The 15,717-nt window shown below is 67.2% G+C and carries 13 protein-coding genes and 1 pseudogene; 7 read left to right on the top strand and 7 right to left on the bottom strand.

Features of this window, described 5'->3' with window-relative positions; genetic code table 11:
• Both AC1DR7_RS13585 and rpoE read right to left on the bottom strand, forming a co-directional pair.
• Positions 1–600: sigma-E factor negative regulatory protein (locus tag AC1DR7_RS13585; RefSeq protein WP_478076519.1), on the bottom strand; the 600-nt coding region annotated here is incomplete at its 3' end.
• 8 nt (positions 601–608) lie between these two features.
• Positions 609–1,229, bottom strand: coding sequence for an RNA polymerase sigma factor RpoE (gene rpoE, locus AC1DR7_RS13590; RefSeq protein ID WP_256775837.1), 621 nt, complete (start codon positions 1,227–1,229; stop codon positions 609–611).
• A gap of 239 nt (positions 1,230–1,468) precedes the next feature.
• On the opposite strand from rpoE, the gene AC1DR7_RS13595 reads away from it, so the two are divergent.
• From AC1DR7_RS13595 to AC1DR7_RS13610, 4 genes are all read left to right on the top strand, one after another.
• Entirely contained in the window at positions 1,469–3,532 is a 2,064-nt protein-coding gene (locus tag AC1DR7_RS13595) for a 3-hydroxyacyl-CoA dehydrogenase NAD-binding domain-containing protein (protein ID WP_478052703.1), read from the top strand.
• A 627-nt stretch (positions 3,533–4,159) separates the two neighbouring features.
• Positions 4,160–5,023, top strand: a complete 864-nt coding sequence (locus AC1DR7_RS13600; RefSeq protein WP_256775760.1) for a pirin family protein — start codon at positions 4,160–4,162, stop codon at positions 5,021–5,023.
• Positions 5,024–5,126: 103 nt separating this feature from the next.
• Positions 5,127–5,849, top strand: coding sequence for an aquaporin Z (aqpZ, locus tag AC1DR7_RS13605; RefSeq protein ID WP_457318341.1), 723 nt, complete (start codon positions 5,127–5,129; stop codon positions 5,847–5,849).
• Between the two features lie 233 nt (positions 5,850–6,082).
• Positions 6,083–6,544: a hypothetical protein gene (locus tag AC1DR7_RS13610; protein ID WP_457318340.1), complete on the top strand. Its 462-nt coding sequence runs from the start codon at positions 6,083–6,085 to the stop codon at positions 6,542–6,544.
• Positions 6,545–6,717: 173 nt separating this feature from the next.
• Here the strand turns inward: AC1DR7_RS13610 and AC1DR7_RS13615 are convergent, their stop codons facing one another.
• A complete protein-coding gene (locus tag AC1DR7_RS13615; protein WP_457318339.1) occupies positions 6,718–7,569 on the bottom strand; it encodes a pirin family protein in 852 nt (283 codons plus the stop codon).
• A 263-nt stretch (positions 7,570–7,832) separates the two neighbouring features.
• Between AC1DR7_RS13615 and AC1DR7_RS13620 the strand changes: the two genes are divergently transcribed.
• Together AC1DR7_RS13620 and AC1DR7_RS13625 are read left to right on the top strand one after the other, a co-directional pair.
• Positions 7,833–9,914: a carbon starvation CstA family protein gene (locus tag AC1DR7_RS13620; protein ID WP_256775764.1), complete on the top strand. Its 2,082-nt coding sequence runs from the start codon at positions 7,833–7,835 to the stop codon at positions 9,912–9,914.
• Positions 9,914–10,138 (top strand): YbdD/YjiX family protein, encoded by a 225-nt coding sequence (locus tag AC1DR7_RS13625; protein ID WP_256775765.1) that lies wholly within the window; start codon positions 9,914–9,916, stop codon positions 10,136–10,138. Before AC1DR7_RS13620 ends, AC1DR7_RS13625 begins: the two co-directional genes overlap by 1 nt.
• A gap of 87 nt (positions 10,139–10,225) precedes the next feature.
• On the opposite strand, the pseudogene AC1DR7_RS13630 reads toward AC1DR7_RS13625, so the two are convergent.
• The 4 genes and pseudogenes from AC1DR7_RS13630 to AC1DR7_RS13645 all read right to left on the bottom strand — a co-directional run.
• A pseudogene (locus AC1DR7_RS13630) lies at positions 10,226–10,384 on the bottom strand (DUF3103 family protein); the annotation flags it as partial.
• Between the two features lie 61 nt (positions 10,385–10,445).
• A complete protein-coding gene (locus tag AC1DR7_RS13635; RefSeq protein WP_256775766.1) occupies positions 10,446–11,696 on the bottom strand; it encodes a DUF819 family protein in 1,251 nt (416 codons plus the stop codon).
• A gap of 115 nt (positions 11,697–11,811) precedes the next feature.
• A complete protein-coding gene (locus tag AC1DR7_RS13640) occupies positions 11,812–13,122 on the bottom strand; it encodes a sensor histidine kinase (RefSeq protein WP_457318336.1) in 1,311 nt (436 codons plus the stop codon).
• Entirely contained in the window at positions 13,109–13,810 is a 702-nt protein-coding gene (locus tag AC1DR7_RS13645; RefSeq protein ID WP_256775768.1) for a response regulator transcription factor, read from the bottom strand. The genes AC1DR7_RS13640 and AC1DR7_RS13645 overlap by 14 nt, the downstream gene beginning before the upstream one ends.
• A gap of 130 nt (positions 13,811–13,940) precedes the next feature.
• Between AC1DR7_RS13645 and AC1DR7_RS13650 the strand changes: the two genes are divergently transcribed.
• A complete protein-coding gene (locus AC1DR7_RS13650; RefSeq protein WP_457318334.1) occupies positions 13,941–15,656 on the top strand; it encodes an ArnT family glycosyltransferase in 1,716 nt (571 codons plus the stop codon).
• Positions 15,657–15,717: the final 61 nt, after the last annotated feature.

A 15,717-nucleotide genomic window follows, 5' to 3' on the forward strand; every position in this document is an offset into this window, starting at 1 on the left:
GCGTGCGACCTGCTGGGTGCGGGTGGCGCTGGCGCGGCGTACCGACGCCACGTCCTGGCGGCGGCTGGCGGCGKCGACCGCAGCGGCCGGGGCCGCGGCCATCGCAACGGCGGCCTCCACCGGTGCTGCCGGGGTAGCCGGGGCCGTCGGCAGCTCGGCCTGGCTGGCGATGATGGTGGTGGTCGGGGCATCCAGCGGCGGGGCCTCGCTGGGCAGCTGTTCGCGGGTCATGAACATCGCCACGGCCGCCACCGAGGCGGCCAGCGCCGCGCCACCGCCCCAGCGGCGCCAGCCACTGCGGGATTCACCGGTACGCTCGGTGGCCGCGGGCGCAAGCGGCGCGGGTTCAGCGGCAACCGCGCCACGCACGCGCTCGGCGAAGTCCAGCGGTGCCGGTGCGCAGGCCTGGCCGCGGAGCACGTCGCCCAGCAACTGCCACCGCTCGTGGCAGCCGGCCAGGGCGTCGTCGTGCTCGAGCCGGCGCAGCATGAACCGCGCTTCGTCGGCCGACAGCGCACCGTCGATCAACGCCGACAGCTGCTGGCGATTGTGGGCATCGAGTTTGTCCGGCGCAGCGCCGGTGGATCCAGGGTTGTTCATGTGGTGGCTCATACGCGGCTCTTCTCGCGGGTGGCACTGCCGACATCCAGCAGTGGCCGAAGTTCAGTGTCGATCGCCTCGCGGGCGCGGAAGATCCGCGAACGCACAGTGCCGATCGGGCACCCCATCTTCTGCGCGATGTCTTCGTAACTCAGCCCGTCCACCTCGCGCAGGGTGATGGCCGATCGCAGTTCCTCCGGCAGCGCCGAGACCGCCTTCATCACCGTCTGCTCCAGTTCCTGGCGCATCAATTCGCGCTCGGGCGTGTCGGTGTCGCGCAGCCGGGTACCGCTGTCGAACTGTTCGGCATCGCCGATGTCGATGTCATCGGTGGGCGGGCGGCGGTTGTGGGCAGCAAGGTGGTTTTTGGCAGTGTTCACGGCGATCCGATGCAACCAGGTATAGAACTGGGCGTCGCCACGGAAACTGCCGATCGCGCGATACGCGCGGACGAACGTGTCCTGGGCGACGTCCTGACATTCACTCCAGTCGGCGATGTAGCGCCCGATCAGTGCAATGATCCGATGCTGGTACTTGCGCACCAGGACATCAAAGGCCGCACTCTCGCCGCGCTGCACGCGCCGGACCAGTTCCAGGTCCAGCTCCTGTGGTGTTTCAACCTCGGCCATGAGGGGCCGCACTCCTGTCAGCCCGACCAACGTCGAGCACTGAGACTGCCAATCCCGGGAAAAGTTCAGCGACCGATCACACGACGCCGCACCAGCTTTTAACCACCGTTCCGTTAAGGTTCCCGTTCACGGCAATGATCCGGGCCTTCCCTTCCCCCCAGCTATAGGGATTTGACGGGGAGGAAACAACCTCTGGATCATAGCCCCCTTCTCCATACACAACCGGATGGAACGTCCCCATGCTTTCAGGCTTCGATGGGCTTCGCTTCTCACATTGGCACCCGCAGATCCGTGATGATGGTGTCGTGGTGCTCAGCCTCGACCGCCAGGACAGCAGCGTCAACGCGATGTCCCAGGACGTGTTGCTGGAACTGGGCGACCTGATCGAACGCATCGCGATGGACCCGCCCAAGGCGGTGGTCCTCCAGTCGATCAAACCGGCCGGGTTCATCGCCGGTGCCGACCTGAAGGAGTTCCAGGAATTCGACCGCCGCGGCACCGTCAATGACGCCATCCGCCGCGGCCAGAGCACCTACCAGAAGCTGGCCGAACTGCCCTGCCCGACCGTCGCGGCGATCCACGGCCATTGCCTGGGCGGCGGCACCGAGCTGGCACTGGCCTGCCGTTACCGCGTGGCCTCCAATGACGCTTCCACCCGCATCGGTCTGCCGGAGACGCAGCTGGGCATCTTCCCCGGTTGGGGTGGCAGCTCGCGCCTGCCACAACTGGTGGGCGCACCGGCGGCAATGGACATGATGCTGACCGGCCGCACCCTCTCGGCGTCGGCCGCGCGCGGCATCGGCCTGGTCGACAAGGTCGTCGCCCCGGCGGTACTGCTGGATACGGCGGTTGCACTCGCGCTGACCGGTACCACCCGCCCGTTCAAGCAGCGCGCCACCGCGTGGGCGACCAACACCTGGCTGGCGCGGAAGCTATTGGCCCCGCAGATGGCCAAGCAGGTCGCCCGCAAGGCGCGCAAGGAGCATTACCCGGCCCCGTATGCGTTGATCAACACCTGGGCACGCACCGGTGGCAGCCCGATCCAGACCCGCCTGGACGCCGAACGTCGCGCGGTGGTGAAGCTGGCCAGCACGCCGACCGCACGCAACCTGATCCGCATCTTCTTCCTCACCGAGCGCCTCAAGGCACTGGGTGGCAAGGACCACGGCATCAGCCACGTGCACGTGGTCGGCGCCGGCGTGATGGGCGGCGACATCGCTGCGTGGTCGGCCTTCAAGGGCTTCAACGTGACCCTGCAGGATCGCGAGCAGCGCTTCATCGATCCGGCGATGGAACGCGCGCAGGCGCTGTTCGCCAAGAAAGTGAAGGACGACAGCAAGCGTCCGGCCGTGGCCGCCCGCCTCAAGGCCGACCTCGCCGGTGAGGGTGTCGCGCTGGCCGACCTGGTGATCGAGGCCATCATCGAAGACCCGCAGGCCAAGCGGTCGCTGTACCAGACGCTGGAGCCGAAGATGAAGGCCGATGCGTTGCTGACCACCAACACCTCCTCGATCCCGTTGCTCGAACTGCGCGACCACATCGAGCGCCCGGCGCAGTTCGCCGGCTTGCACTACTTCAACCCGGTCGCGCAGATGCCGCTGGTGGAAATCATCCATCACGACGGCATGGCGCCGGACACCGAACGTCGCCTGGCCGCGTTCTGCAAGGCGCTGGGCAAGTTCCCGGTGCCGGTGGCCGGCACCCCGGGCTTCCTGGTCAACCGCGTGCTGTTCCCGTACATGCTGGAGGCGGCCACCGCGTACGCCGAGGGCATTCCCGGTCCCGTCATCGACAAGGCCGCGGTGAAGTTCGGCATGCCGATGGGCCCGATCGAACTGCTCGACACCGTCGGCCTGGACGTCGCTGCCGGCGTGGGCAAGGAACTTGCGCCGTTCCTGGGCCTGCAGATTCCGGCCGCATTGCAGACCGTCGAGCAGGGCAAGCGCGGCAAGAAGGATGGCCAGGGCATCTACAAATGGGAGAACGGCCGCGCGCAGAAAACCGACGTGCCGTCCAACTACGAGGCCCCGGCCGACCTCGAAGACCGCCTGATCCTGCCGCTGCTCAACGAAGCGGTGGCCTGCCTGCACGACGGCGTCGTCGCCGACGCCGACCTACTCGATGCCGGCGTGATCTTCGGCACCGGTTTCGCGCCGTTCCGCGGCGGTCCGATCCAGTACATCCGCGCCACCGGCGCCGATGCGCTGGTGGAACGTTTGAAGGTGCTGCAGCAGCGCCACGGCGATCGCTTCGCCCCGCGCCCGGGCTGGGACGATGCCGTGTTGCGTGAGCCGGTGATCTGAGTTTCCTGCCGACAACGATGCAATGACGACGCCACCGAAAGGTGGCGTTGTTTTTGGTTCTTCTCCCACTGGCGGGGGCGTCTTGTTCCAACCGCCATTGAGACGGCACGGCGATGTGCGCGTTGTCGGTTGTTCCAGGCGTAGTGGGAGTCTGGTGGCGTCTTCGCTCGGGTCTGTCGCGAGCGTGTGGGCCCCGTCGCGGYCGGTAGGCCCCTGGTGCAAATGTCCCCCGGCCGCAGGGCGGCCTCCTCCTTTATTTTGCCCAGGGGCCTACCGRCCGCGACGGGGCTSGGCTTGCGGTACGCAGSGGGAAGCSAGGSTTTTCTKGCCTTGGTCGGTGGGTCGGGCGCTGGGTGCCCATGCCCTTGGAGGCGAAATAGAGGAGGAGGCGGCGGCCGCAGGCCGGCGCCGGGGGCGTCGCCGGAAAGGGCATGGAGCCCAGCGACCGATCCACCGACCACCGCGCCTGGAAAGCGTCAAAGCACGCTTCTGCCTGCCACGCGGAAGGCAGAAGAACCCTGCTTTTTTGGGGCGCTCAGCGCAACACCCTGTTACCCGTTTGGGGCATGCGGCGGGATCCCCTGCATGCCATCCTGCACCCCTGCCCACGCCAGCGAGAAAGCCCGCATGACCACCATCATCGCCCCCCGCGTCCACGACATCGGCGGCCTGCAGGTGCGCCGCGCCGTGCCGACCCTGCAGGCGCGAAGCGTCGGCCCGTTCGTGTTCGTCGACCAGATGGGCCCGGCCATCCTCGGGCCCGGTACCGGCATCGACGTCCGCCCGCACCCGCACATCGGTCTGGCCACCGTCACCTTCCTCTGGTCCGGCGCGATCGGCCATCGCGACACCCTCGGCTCGGACCAGGTCATCCGCCCCGGCGACGTCAACTGGATGACCGCCGGCCGCGGCATCGCGCATTCCGAACGCACCCCGCCGCCGGAACGCGAGCACGATCACCCCATCCACGGTATGCAGACCTGGCTGGCCCTGCCCAAAAGCGCCGAAGAAACCGAACCGGCCTTCTACCACCACGCCGCCGCCACCCTGCCCCAGCAGCGCCGTGACGGCGCCTGGCTGCGCATCATCGCCGGCCGCGCCTATGGCGAAGAATCCCCGGTGAAGGTCTTCGCCGACACCCTCAACGTGGCCATCGACCTGGACCCGGGTGCGGAAATCGACCTGGATACCGGGCATGTGGAACGCTCGCTCTACATCCTCGAAGGCGAGGCGCAGCTGGACGGCGTGGACGTGCCTGCCCAGCACCTGATCATTCCCGAACATAACGCGCGCGGCCGGCTGCGCGCCAAGACGCCGGTCAAGGCGATGCTGATGGGCGGCGAACCGCTCGATGCCCCCCGTCACCTGTGGTGGAATTTCGTCTCCAGCTCGCAGGAACGCATCGAGCAGGCCAAGCACGACTGGGAGGCCGGCCGGTTCGGCAGCATTCCCGGCGATGACAAGGAATTCATCCCGCTGCCGGCGTATTGACCGCCCACCGTTCGTCGGCACCTTGACGCCACGTTCACTCTGATGAACCGCGATTCAGCTACGGTCTGCCTGCCCGCCTCGGGCGTCTGGTGGAGAACGATCCATGAGCATGGGCAAACGTCTGGCCGCGGAGTTCCTCGGCACGTTCTGGTTGGTGTTGGGCGGCTGCGGCAGCGCCGTGCTGGCGGCCACGTTCGGCGGTGATGGCAATCCACTGGGCATCGGCTTTCTCGGTGTCGCCCTGGCCTTCGGCCTGACCGTCCTCACCGGTGCCTACGCGTTCGGCCACGTGTCCGGCGCGCACTTCAATCCTGCGGTCAGCGTCGGTCTCTGGGCCGGCGGCCGCTTCCCCGGCCGCGACCTGCTGCCCTACATCGTGGCCCAGGTGCTGGGCGGCCTGTTGGCCGGCTTCATCCTGCTGCAGATCGCCTCCGGCGCGCCCGGCTTCGCCATTGATGGCAGCCAGGCCGGAGCGTTCGCCATCAACGGCTATGGCGCGCTGTCGCCCGGTGGCTACAGCATCGCCGCCGCGTTCCTGTGCGAAGTGGTGCTCACCGCGTTCTTCCTGGTGGTCATCATGGGCGCCACCCACGGTCGTGCGCCGGCTGGCTTCGCCCCGATCGCGATCGGCCTGGCCCTGACCCTGATTCACCTGATCAGCATCCCGGTGACCAACACCTCGGTGAATCCGGCACGCTCCACGGCCGTGGCGGTGTTTGCAGGCAGTGGCGCGCTCGGCCAGCTGTGGCTGTTCTGGTTGGCCCCGCTGCTGGGGGGGCTGATCGGTGGCATCGCCTATAAATGGATCGGTGCAGAACCGCGATGAAGGGCAACGGCCGGGGTCTGCCAATGCGGATCCCGGCTCAGTCCGGATCACCTGAAACAGTTATTTGTAGATCAAGTCACATTCCGTTAAGGTCGAGATCACCACGCCGTCACTTGGCGATGGGCGCTTCCGGGACGCGCATGGGGAAATGCGCAACGTCGGCCAGGGTTGTCTGCGGCCACCGGAACGTCCTGCCAGGCCAACGCGCGGCCATTCCGACCTTGGGGGAACCAATGAACATCCTGCGCGCTGCCCTGTGCCTGAGCCTGTCGTTGTCCGCTGCGGCCGCGTCGGCCCAGTCGCCGACCGAATGTCCGTCCCTTCCTGCCAGCAGCGGCCTGCAATGGCAGCAGCAGGCGCAGGCCGATCTGCTGCTGTGCAAGGCCAGCACCGGTGACGGCCGCGAAGTGCTCAGCCTGATCCTCAGCGCGCGCAACCCGGAGCTGCCGCTGAGCCGCCCGCTGCGCCAGGAAAAGGGCCTGTTCGCTGGCGAATCGCTGTACTGGTACCAGCCTGACCTGGGCGGCCAGCAGCCGCCGGGCTACGAGAACCGCCGCATCACCGTGGTGAAGTTCGACAAGAACCGCTATGCGCAGATCGCGCTGTATGCCGGCGACGCGCAGGAGCTGGGGTCGCTGCAGACGCTGACCCAGGGGATGAATCTGAATCCGACCGCGGTTGCCGCAGGTCGCTGAGGAGGATGGGGATGATGCCGCCATCCCCGCACTTCACCCGCGGCCTCAGCTTCACCGGGCGCGCCGGGGCGTGCCCGGCGCGGGGTGTCATCCTGCCCTGCTCCTGCCCGCGATGGCGGCATCGGAACGGAAAGCAGCCGAGCATGGCTCGGCTCTACCCCGTGACGCTGGCCTCAGAAGCGGCCTTCCTGGAAATCGACGAAGGCCTGCATCAGTTCCTGCCGGGTGTTCATCACGAACGGACCGTGGCGCATCACCGGTTCGCGCAGCGGGCGCCCGGCCACCAGAATCAACCGCGTACCCTCGGCGCCGGCCTGCAGTTGCAGCAGCTCGCCACCGCCCAGCACCGCCAGCTCCTGGCGCGCGATGGGGCGCGCATCCTCGCCCTGCCCTACCGACAACCCGCCTTCGAAGACGTAGGCAAACGCGTTGTGCCCTTCGGGCAGGGTGTACTCCCAGCGCGCGTCTGCGGCCAGGGTGATGTCCAGGTAGACCGGATCGGTCGCCGGCTGCACGATCGGCCCGGCCACGTCACCGACCTGGCCGGCGATCACTTTCACCTGCACGCCGTCGGCAGGCGTGGCGACCGGAATGCGCTCCGGCGCGAATTCCTGGTACTTCGGGTCGGTCATCTTGTCGCGGGCAGGCAGGTTCACCCAGAGCTGGAAGCCGCGCATCTGCCCCGATTCCTGCTCGGGCATCTCCGAATGCACCAGCCCACGCCCGGCGGTCATCCACTGCACGCTGCCCGGGGTAAGCAGGCCTTCGTTGCCGTGGTTGTCCTTGTGCCGCATGCGCCCGTCGAGCATGTAGGTGACCGTCTCGAAGCCCCGGTGCGGATGACTGGGGAAACCGGCGAGGTAATCCTCGGCACGGTCGGTGCCGAATTCATCCAGCAGCAGGAACGGGTCCAGGTCGGGCAGCGACGGGCCGCCGATCACGCGGGTCAGGCGTACGCCGGCACCGTCGGAGGTGGCCATGCCACGGATGGTGCGCTCCACGCGCACGGGGGTTGGGCTGCTCATCTGAACTCCAGCAAGAAGGTCTCCAGCCAACAAGATGGGCGCACACGGCCCGGGGGCCAACCGCCACGGCCGCAACCGATTGTTCCAGCGATAGCGTTCGCGCACCGTGCAGGCAGCACGCTGGACCGGCCGCATGGCCGTGCCGTTACGTGGTCCACGTTGCGACCTACGACCAAAGTACTAGCGGCAAGCGGCCGCCTTTGCATTGACCCCGCCGGTGCCAGGGCAGACTCTTACGACGATCTCCAGGGAGACGCAATCTCATGAAAGGTTTTTCCAAGCTCGGCTGGGCGGCGCTCGCGCTGCTCGGCGCGTTCTGTCTGGGCGTGGTTGCATTGCGCCGTGGCGAACACATCAATGCGTTGTGGATCGTCGTCGCCGCAGTGTCGATCTATCTGATCGCCTACCGCTTCTACAGCCTGTTCATCGCCGACAAGGTGATGCAGCTCGACCCGACCCGGGCCACCCCGGCGGTGCTCAACAACGATGGCCTGGACTATGTCCCGACCAACAAACACGTGCTGTTCGGCCACCACTTCGCCGCCATCGCCGGTGCCGGTCCGCTGGTCGGCCCGGTGCTCGCCGCACAGATGGGCTACCTGCCCGGCCTGCTGTGGCTGGTGGTCGGCGTGGTGCTGGCCGGGGCGGTGCAGGACTTCATGGTCCTGTTCATCTCCAGCCGCCGCAACGGGCGCTCGCTGGGTGACCTGGTCCGCGAGGAAATGGGCCAGGTGCCCGGCACCATCGCGCTGTTCGGCGCGTTCCTGATCATGATCATCATCCTGGCGGTACTGGCGATGGTGGTGGTCAAGGCCCTGGCCGAGAGTCCGTGGGGCATGTTCACGGTGATTGCGACGATGCCCATCGCGATCATGATGGGCGTGTACATGCGCTACATCCGCCCCGGCAAGATCGGCGAGATTTCGGTGGTCGGGTTGATCCTGCTGCTGGCCGCGATCTGGTTCGGCGGCAAGGTCGCCGCCGATCCGGTCTGGGGCCCGGCCTTCACCTTCACCGGCATCCAGATCACCTGGATGCTGATCGGCTACGGCTTCGTCGCCTCGGTGCTGCCGGTGTGGCTGCTGCTGGCACCCCGCGACTACCTGTCCACCTTCCTCAAGATCGGCACCATCGTGGCGCTGGCGATCGGCATCCTGATCGTGATGCCGGAACTGAAGATGCCGGCATTGACCCAGTTCGCGGCCAGCGGCGACGGCCCGGTGTGGAAGGGCGGCATGTTCCCGTTCCTGTTCATCACCATCGCCTGCGGCGCGGTGTCCGGCTTCCACGCACTCATCGCCTCGGGCACCACGCCCAAGCTGCTGGCCAATGAGCGCCACATGCGCTACATCGGCTACGGCGGCATGCTGATGGAATCCTTCGTCGCGGTGATGGCACTGGTGGCGGCCTCGATCATCGATCCGGGCATCTACTTCGCCATGAACAGCCCGGCATCGGTGATCGGTCCGGACGCTGTATCGGCCGCGCACTACATCTCCACCACCTGGGGCTTTGCGATCACCCCCGAGCAGCTGGAAGCCACCGCGTTGGCCATCGGCGAGCCGACCATCCTGCACCGTGCCGGTGGCGCACCGACGCTGGCAGTGGGTATCGCGCAGATCCTGCACCAGGCCATTCCCAGCGGCAGCAACGCGATGATGGCGTTCTGGTACCACTTCGCGATCCTGTTCGAAGCGCTGTTCATCCTGACCGCGGTCGATGCCGGGACCCGTGCCGGTCGCTTCATGCTGCAGGACCTGCTGGGCAACTTCGTGCCGGCGCTGAAGAAGACCGAGTCGTGGACGGCGAACATCATCGCCACCGCAGGCTGCGTGGCGCTGTGGGGCTACCTGTTGTACACCGGCGTCAAGGATCCCTTCGGCGGCATCCAGACCCTGTGGCCGCTGTTTGGCATCTCCAACCAGATGCTGGCCGGCATCGCGCTGATGCTGGGCACGGTGGTGCTGTTCAAGATGAAGCGCGAGCGCTTTGCCTGGGTGACCGGCGTGCCGGCGGTGTGGCTGCTGATCTGCACCACGTACGCCGGGCTGATCAAGATCTTCGACAAGAACCCGGCCCAGGGCTTCCTGGCCCAGGCGCACAAGTTCCAGGATGCGATCGCCACCGGCACCATCACCGCGCCGGCCAAGAGCCTGGACCAGATGCATCAGATCGTGGTCAACGCCTACGTCAACACGAGCCTGACCGTGCTGTTCCTGTTCGTGGTGTTCTCGATCCTGTTCTATGCGATCAAGACCATCGTGCAGGCGCGCCGCAATCCGCAGCGCAGCGACAAGGAAACCCCGTACGTGGCGCTACAGCCACACCAGATGGCAGACCTGTGATGAGTACCGAACTGGTTCCCGTTGGCCAGTACCAGGCGCACCGCCGACTGTGGCGGCGCCTGGTGCAGACCGCACGCCTGTGCTGCGGCATTCCCGACTACGACAACTACGTGCGCCACGTGCTGGAAAACCACCCCGACCGCGTACCGATGGACTACAAGACCTTCTTCCGCGAGCGCCAGGAGGCGCGTTACGGGGGCAGGAACGGTGGCCGCTGCTGTTGAAGCGGATGCCTCGTTGAAGACACCGACGGCGGCGCGAAAGCGCCGCCGTTTTTCATGGGGCCATCCGGTAAGCGTTACCGCGCTCGACGTCACCTTCGCGTTGTTGGCCGCGCCCATCCGATCGACGTAGCCCTGACCGCGCTGCAGCCGGTAGACGCTGTCCAGGCAATCGGTATCGTTGACGAACCAGGTGGCCGGCATCGCCTTGAGGAGGGCAGCGGCGGCGCGCGGGCCAGCGGCCGGCACGGCCAACCGCGCGCGTCGCCGCCCCGGAATTCGTCCGGGACGGGCGACTCCCCGGGGCCGATCAGGCCCCGGCCATCCATTTCAGGATCAGGCCGGTGACATACGCCAGGCCAGTGCCGGTGGCGTAGCCGACGGTGCCGAGCAGCACCCCGACCGGCGCCAGCGAGGGATGGAACGCGGCGGCCACCACCGGTGCCGAGGCGGCCGCACCGATGTTGCCCTGCGAGCCGATGGCAAAGAAGAACAGCGGCGCCCGCAGCAGCTTGGCCGCGATCCACAGCACCAGGATGTGGGTGAGCATCCAGATCGCGCCGAGCGCGAACAGCCACGGACGATCCAGCAGCGACAGCAGATCCATCTGCATGCCGATGCAGGCGATCAGGAAATACAGGAACAGTGTCCCCAGCCGCGAGGCACCGGCCGACTCCAACCGCCGCGCGCGGGTGAAGCTCAGGCCCAGGCCGAGCGCGGTGGACAGCAACACCACCCACACGAACGCACTGTCCAGGCTGAACTGGCTGGCCCAGCTCACATTGGCCTTGAACCAGCCGCTCAGCGGCGCGGCGATGGCGTGCGCCAGGCCAACGCCGCCCAGCGCGACACCGACGATCACCATCAGGTCGGTCAGGCTGGGAATGCGCGCGTTCTGCGCTTCGTAGGCCGAAATCCGCGCCTTCATCTCATCGATGGCGCGGGTGTCGGCGCCGTTGCGCGCGTCGATCTGCGGGGCGCGGTTGGCCAGGAACAGCAGCACCGCCATCCACAGGCTGGCACAGGCCACATCGACCACCGCGAATTGGCCGAAGGTGGTCGCGTCGGTGCCGAACACTTCGCGCATCGCCACCATGTTGGCGCCGCCGCCGATCCAGCTGCCGGCCAGGGCGGCCATGCCTGCCCAGGTGTCGCCGGCGACGGTTTCCGGATGGATCCAGGACATCAGCTGGAACGACACGATCGCACCGAGCATGATGCCGAGCGTACCGGCACAGAACATCACCAGCAGCTTGGGGCCGAGCTTCATCACCCCTTTGAGGTCGATCGACAACGTCAGCAGCACCAGCGCGGCCGGCAGCAGGACGTCGCGTGCGATCGGGTTGTACAGGGAGGTGTTGTGGCCGTCGATGATGCCGGCGGTGTTGTAGATGGCCGGGATGAAATAGCACAGCAGGAGTGCCGGCACCCAGGCGAAGATCTTTTTCAGCAGCGGGGTCGGCCCGCTCGCGGCCCAGAAGATCAGCGCGAGTGTGGCGGCGATCAGGCCGAGGCCGACAATGTCATTGGTGATCAGTGCAGTGCTGGTTTCGGTCGGCATGACGCCATCCTCTGTCGATCGAAGAAAAAAAAGCGCCGCATAAAGCGGCGCCTTTCCAGAGGTTAACATCATCTTCACTCGATGCCACGCGGCGGCACCGCGCGTGGCAGTCCGATTACGTCATCGCACGCGGGGACGCGCCTGGAAGCGACGCACCCAGGTCAAGGATCACCTTCGTGCCACGCGGCGCGCACGGTTCGATCTGCAGCGCCCACCCCAGGTGGTCGCAGAGCTTGGCGATCAGTTCCAGACCGATCCCGCTCTGTTCGTTGCGATCGCCGCGTGCCATCCGCGCGTGCACGGCGGCGATTTCTTCCGGACTCATGCCATGACCGGGATCCTGCAGGGTGACCACCGCCGCGCGCGACAGCTGGATATGGATGGTGCCGCGGCCGCTGTTTTCGATCGCATTGCGCAGCAAGTTACCGATGGCCGCCTGCACCACGCCCAGCGGCGCGATGATCTCTGCCGGCGCCAGACCCTCCACTTCGATGCGCAGGTCCTTGTCGCCCATCAGGTGGCGATGGTCCTCGATGATGTCCGGCACCAGCTGATCCAGTGCGATGCGCTCGCCGCGTGCGGCCAGGCGCGCCGGATCACGCGCCAGCACCAGCAGCAGCTGGATCAGCTGCTCCACACCCTGCGCGGTGCGGTGCACGCGCTGCATCTGCACGCGCGCGCGGTCCGGCAGCGCCGGCTGCCCCAACGCCAGCTCGGCTGCGCCGGTGATCACCGCGATGGGCGTGCGCAGTTCGTGGCTGGTGGTGGTGATGAAGGCGCGCTCGCGCTCGACGAACTGTTCGTTGCGGGCCAGGTAATCATTGACCGCGGCGGCGATCACATACAGCTCCGAGCTGCCGCGCGGGTCAACGGTCACCCGCTGCCCCGGCACGCCGGGCTTGAGCTGATCGATGCGCGTGGCCAGCGAACGCAACGGCCGCACCAGCCGACTGACGCCGAAGGAGGCCATCAGCACGGTCACGATGATCATCACCACCCCGGCCAGCATCACCCAGCGCGTGGCGAATTCCTCCAGTTCGTGGAAGTCGTTGATGTCCAGCACCAGCGCCAGCCGGCCGAGTTTGTCGGTATCGCGGATCATGACCGCGCTGGCCCGATCGTTGACCATCACCCCGTCGTGCAGCCCGGGATGCAGCGTACGCAAGCTTTCGGGAACGCCCACACGGCCATCGAGGGTGAACAGCCGCAGCGTGTCCGAGTCCTGCCAGCGGTAATGCGGTTCGTGCTCGATATGGTTGACGATGCTGTCCAGCTCGGAGTTGAGCAGCGCGCGCCACGCCGAATGCTCGGCATGTTCATGCACGTAGTTGCCCACACTGAACACGGCGATGGAGATCATGGCCAGGTACGCCAGCAACCACCACACCAGCCGGCGGTGCAGCGGTGCGGGCTTACGCGGTCTCATTGCTGGATTCCGTGCCGATCAGGCCCAGCCGATAGCCGACGCGTGGCAAGGTATGGATCAACTTCTGCGCGGAGGCGCCATCCACGCTGCGGCGCAGTTCGTAGACGTGCGAACGCAGCAGGTCACCATCGGGCGGCTCATCGCCCCACAGCGCGAACTCCAGCTGCTGGCGGGTCACCGCCGCGGGACTGGCACGCATCAGCACTTCCAGCAGCTTGCGGCAGGCCGGGTACAGGTGCAGCACCTTGCCGTCGCGATAGGCCTCCAGCGTGGCCAGATCCAGCTTGAGATCGGCCACTTCCAACACCTTGCGCGGATTGCGCCCATGCGCGCGCACCATCAGCGCTTCCAGGCGCACTTCCAGTTCGGGCAGTGCGAAGGGCTTGGTCAGGTAGTCGTCGGCACCGGCCCGGAAGCCGGCGATTTTGTCGGGCAGCTCATCGCGCGCGGTGAGCATGATTACCGGCACTTCCGAGCCGTGCTCGGCACGCAGCCGGCGCAGGACTTCCGGGCCCTCCATGCGCGGCAGCATCCAGTCCAGGATGACGACGTCGTAGGCATGGCTGACCGCCAGGTGCAGGCCGGTGACGCCGTCGGGCGCGACATCCAGCACGTGGCCCAGCGATTCGAAATAGTCGAACAGGTTGGCGACCAGCTGGCGGTTGTCTTCAATGACCAGGAGCCGCATGGCAGACTCTCGTGAACGGATCGGGGCATGGTAGCCCGATCCATGTCGGAATCCGGTCGCAATGGGCCGGTTTCGACGCTTTTCCCACGCTGTCGGGGAGACAGTGGCGGTTTAGCCGAAGAGTGCCGACATGCCCGACGCAACGTTGCTGCGCCATCGCTGGCCGATCCTGGTCTGCGTGGGCATCGTGCTGGCCCTGCTGGCCGGTATCGGCATGCGCCAACCCTCCCCGCCCGACGAGCCGCGCTTCGTGCTGGCCGCGCGTGCGATGGTGGACAGCGGCAACTGGCTGCTGCCGCATCGGGGCAGCGAGCTGTACGCCGAGAAGCCGCCGGTGTTCATGTGGATGCAGGCCGCCAGCCACACCGTGTTTGGCGGCTGGAACCTGGCCTTCCTGGTGCCCTCGCTGCTGGCCGGCCTGCTGACCCTGTGGCTGACCTGGGATCTGGCGCGACGGCTGTGGAACCGGCGGGTCGCGTGGTGGGCGGTGCTCGCATTGTTCAGCTGCCTGCAGTTCGGCCTGATGGCCAAGCGTGCGCAGATCGACATGGTGCTGGTGGCGATGACGACGCTGGCGATGTGGGGCCTGCTGCGCCACCTGCTGGAGGGTCGCAACCTGGGCGCGCTGTGGCTGGCCGGTTTCGCCGCCGGGCTGGGCACGGTGACCAAGGGCGTGGGCTTCCTGCCGCTGCTGGTGCTGCTGCCGTGGGCGCTGTGGCGCTGGCGCAGCCGCGATCAGCCACGCCCGCCTGGCGCGGCAAGCGCGCGCAGCCTGTGGTGGCTGCTGCCGGCCTTCCTGCTCGGCACGGCCGTATGGCTGGCGCCGTTGGGTATCGCGTTGTTGAACGATCCCGAGCCGAGCCTGCAGGCCTACGCACGCGAGCTGTTGTTCAAGCAGACCGGCACCCGCTATGCCAACGCCTGGCACCACGTGCAGCCGGCCTGGTACTACCTGCAGGTGATCGCCACGTTGTGGCTGCCGGGCAGCCTGCTGCTGCCCGCGCTGCTGCCCGCCTGGTGGCGGCGCCTCAAACGCCTGGACGGCCGTTACTGGCTGCTGCTGGGCTGGTCGTTGCTGGTACTGGTGTTCTTCAGCGCCAGTCCCGGCAAGCGCGAGGTCTACATCTTCCCGATGCTGCCGCTGCTGTGCGTGGCTGCCGCGCCGTTGCTGCCGGGGCTCTTGCGCAGGACGGGTGCCCGCTGGCTGCTGCTGGCCTACGTCGCCCTGCTCGCCGTGGCCGCGCTGTACATCGGCACGCAACTGCTCAGTGGCAGTGCGTGGGCACACGCGCAGCTGGCACGGCGCGAGATGCCCGCCAGCCTGCTGCCGCTGCTCGGCAGCTGGATGCTGGGTTTCGGGGGGGTGCTGATCGGCGTGATGGCCTGGCTGCGCCAGCGCCGCGCGGGTGCGCTGGTGGTGATCACGTCATTCCTGCTGTGGAATCTGTACGGCTGGGGGCTGATGCCCGCGCTGGATCCCTACAGTTCGGCATCGGCACTGATGCAGCGGGTCGGCCAGCGGATCGGTCCGGATGGGGAGCTGGGCCTGCTGGCCTGGCGCGAACAGAACCTGCTGCAGGCCGATCGCAAGGTTGCCGAGTTCGGCTTCAAGCGGCCATGGGACGAGCAGTGGCAGGATGCCGGTCCCTGGCTCGCACTGGCACCACGGACGCGCTGGCTGCTGGTGCTGGACGAGGCGATGAGCCCCTGCGTGGACCGCGCGCAGGTGATCGACATCGGCAGCAGCAATCGCAACCGCTGGAAACTGGTGCCCGGCACCGCGTGGCGTGTCGATTGCCATTCGCATCTGCAGGGTGATGCGGTGTCGACAGACGAGCCGGACTGAATGGCAGGCCTGCACAGGGCCCCCATTTAACCTGTGTCCAACATCGCTCCGACTGCTCTCC

It is taken from the genome of Stenotrophomonas sp. P5_A9 (genome assembly GCF_056400525.1).

Coding starts and splice junctions, on each gene's coding strand:
- rpoE (WP_256775837.1), bottom strand. CDS start 1,229: ATGGCCGAGGTTGAAACACCACAGGAGCTGGACCTGGAACTGGTCCGG.
- aqpZ (WP_457318341.1), top strand. CDS start 5,127: ATGAGCATGGGCAAACGTCTGGCCGCGGAGTTCCTCGGCACGTTCTGG.
- AC1DR7_RS13635 (WP_256775766.1), bottom strand. CDS start 11,696: ATGCCGACCGAAACCAGCACTGCACTGATCACCAATGACATTGTCGGC.
- AC1DR7_RS13595 (WP_478052703.1), top strand. CDS start 1,469: ATGCTTTCAGGCTTCGATGGGCTTCGCTTCTCACATTGGCACCCGCAG.
- AC1DR7_RS13625 (WP_256775765.1), top strand. CDS start 9,914: ATGAGTACCGAACTGGTTCCCGTTGGCCAGTACCAGGCGCACCGCCGA.
- AC1DR7_RS13610 (WP_457318340.1), top strand. CDS start 6,083: ATGAACATCCTGCGCGCTGCCCTGTGCCTGAGCCTGTCGTTGTCCGCT.
- AC1DR7_RS13615 (WP_457318339.1), bottom strand. CDS start 7,569: ATGAGCAGCCCAACCCCCGTGCGCGTGGAGCGCACCATCCGTGGCATG.
- AC1DR7_RS13645 (WP_256775768.1), bottom strand. CDS start 13,810: ATGCGGCTCCTGGTCATTGAAGACAACCGCCAGCTGGTCGCCAACCTG.
- AC1DR7_RS13640 (WP_457318336.1), bottom strand. CDS start 13,122: ATGAGACCGCGTAAGCCCGCACCGCTGCACCGCCGGCTGGTGTGGTGG.
- AC1DR7_RS13600 (WP_256775760.1), top strand. CDS start 4,160: ATGACCACCATCATCGCCCCCCGCGTCCACGACATCGGCGGCCTGCAG.
- AC1DR7_RS13620 (WP_256775764.1), top strand. CDS start 7,833: ATGAAAGGTTTTTCCAAGCTCGGCTGGGCGGCGCTCGCGCTGCTCGGC.
- AC1DR7_RS13650 (WP_457318334.1), top strand. CDS start 13,941: ATGCCCGACGCAACGTTGCTGCGCCATCGCTGGCCGATCCTGGTCTGC.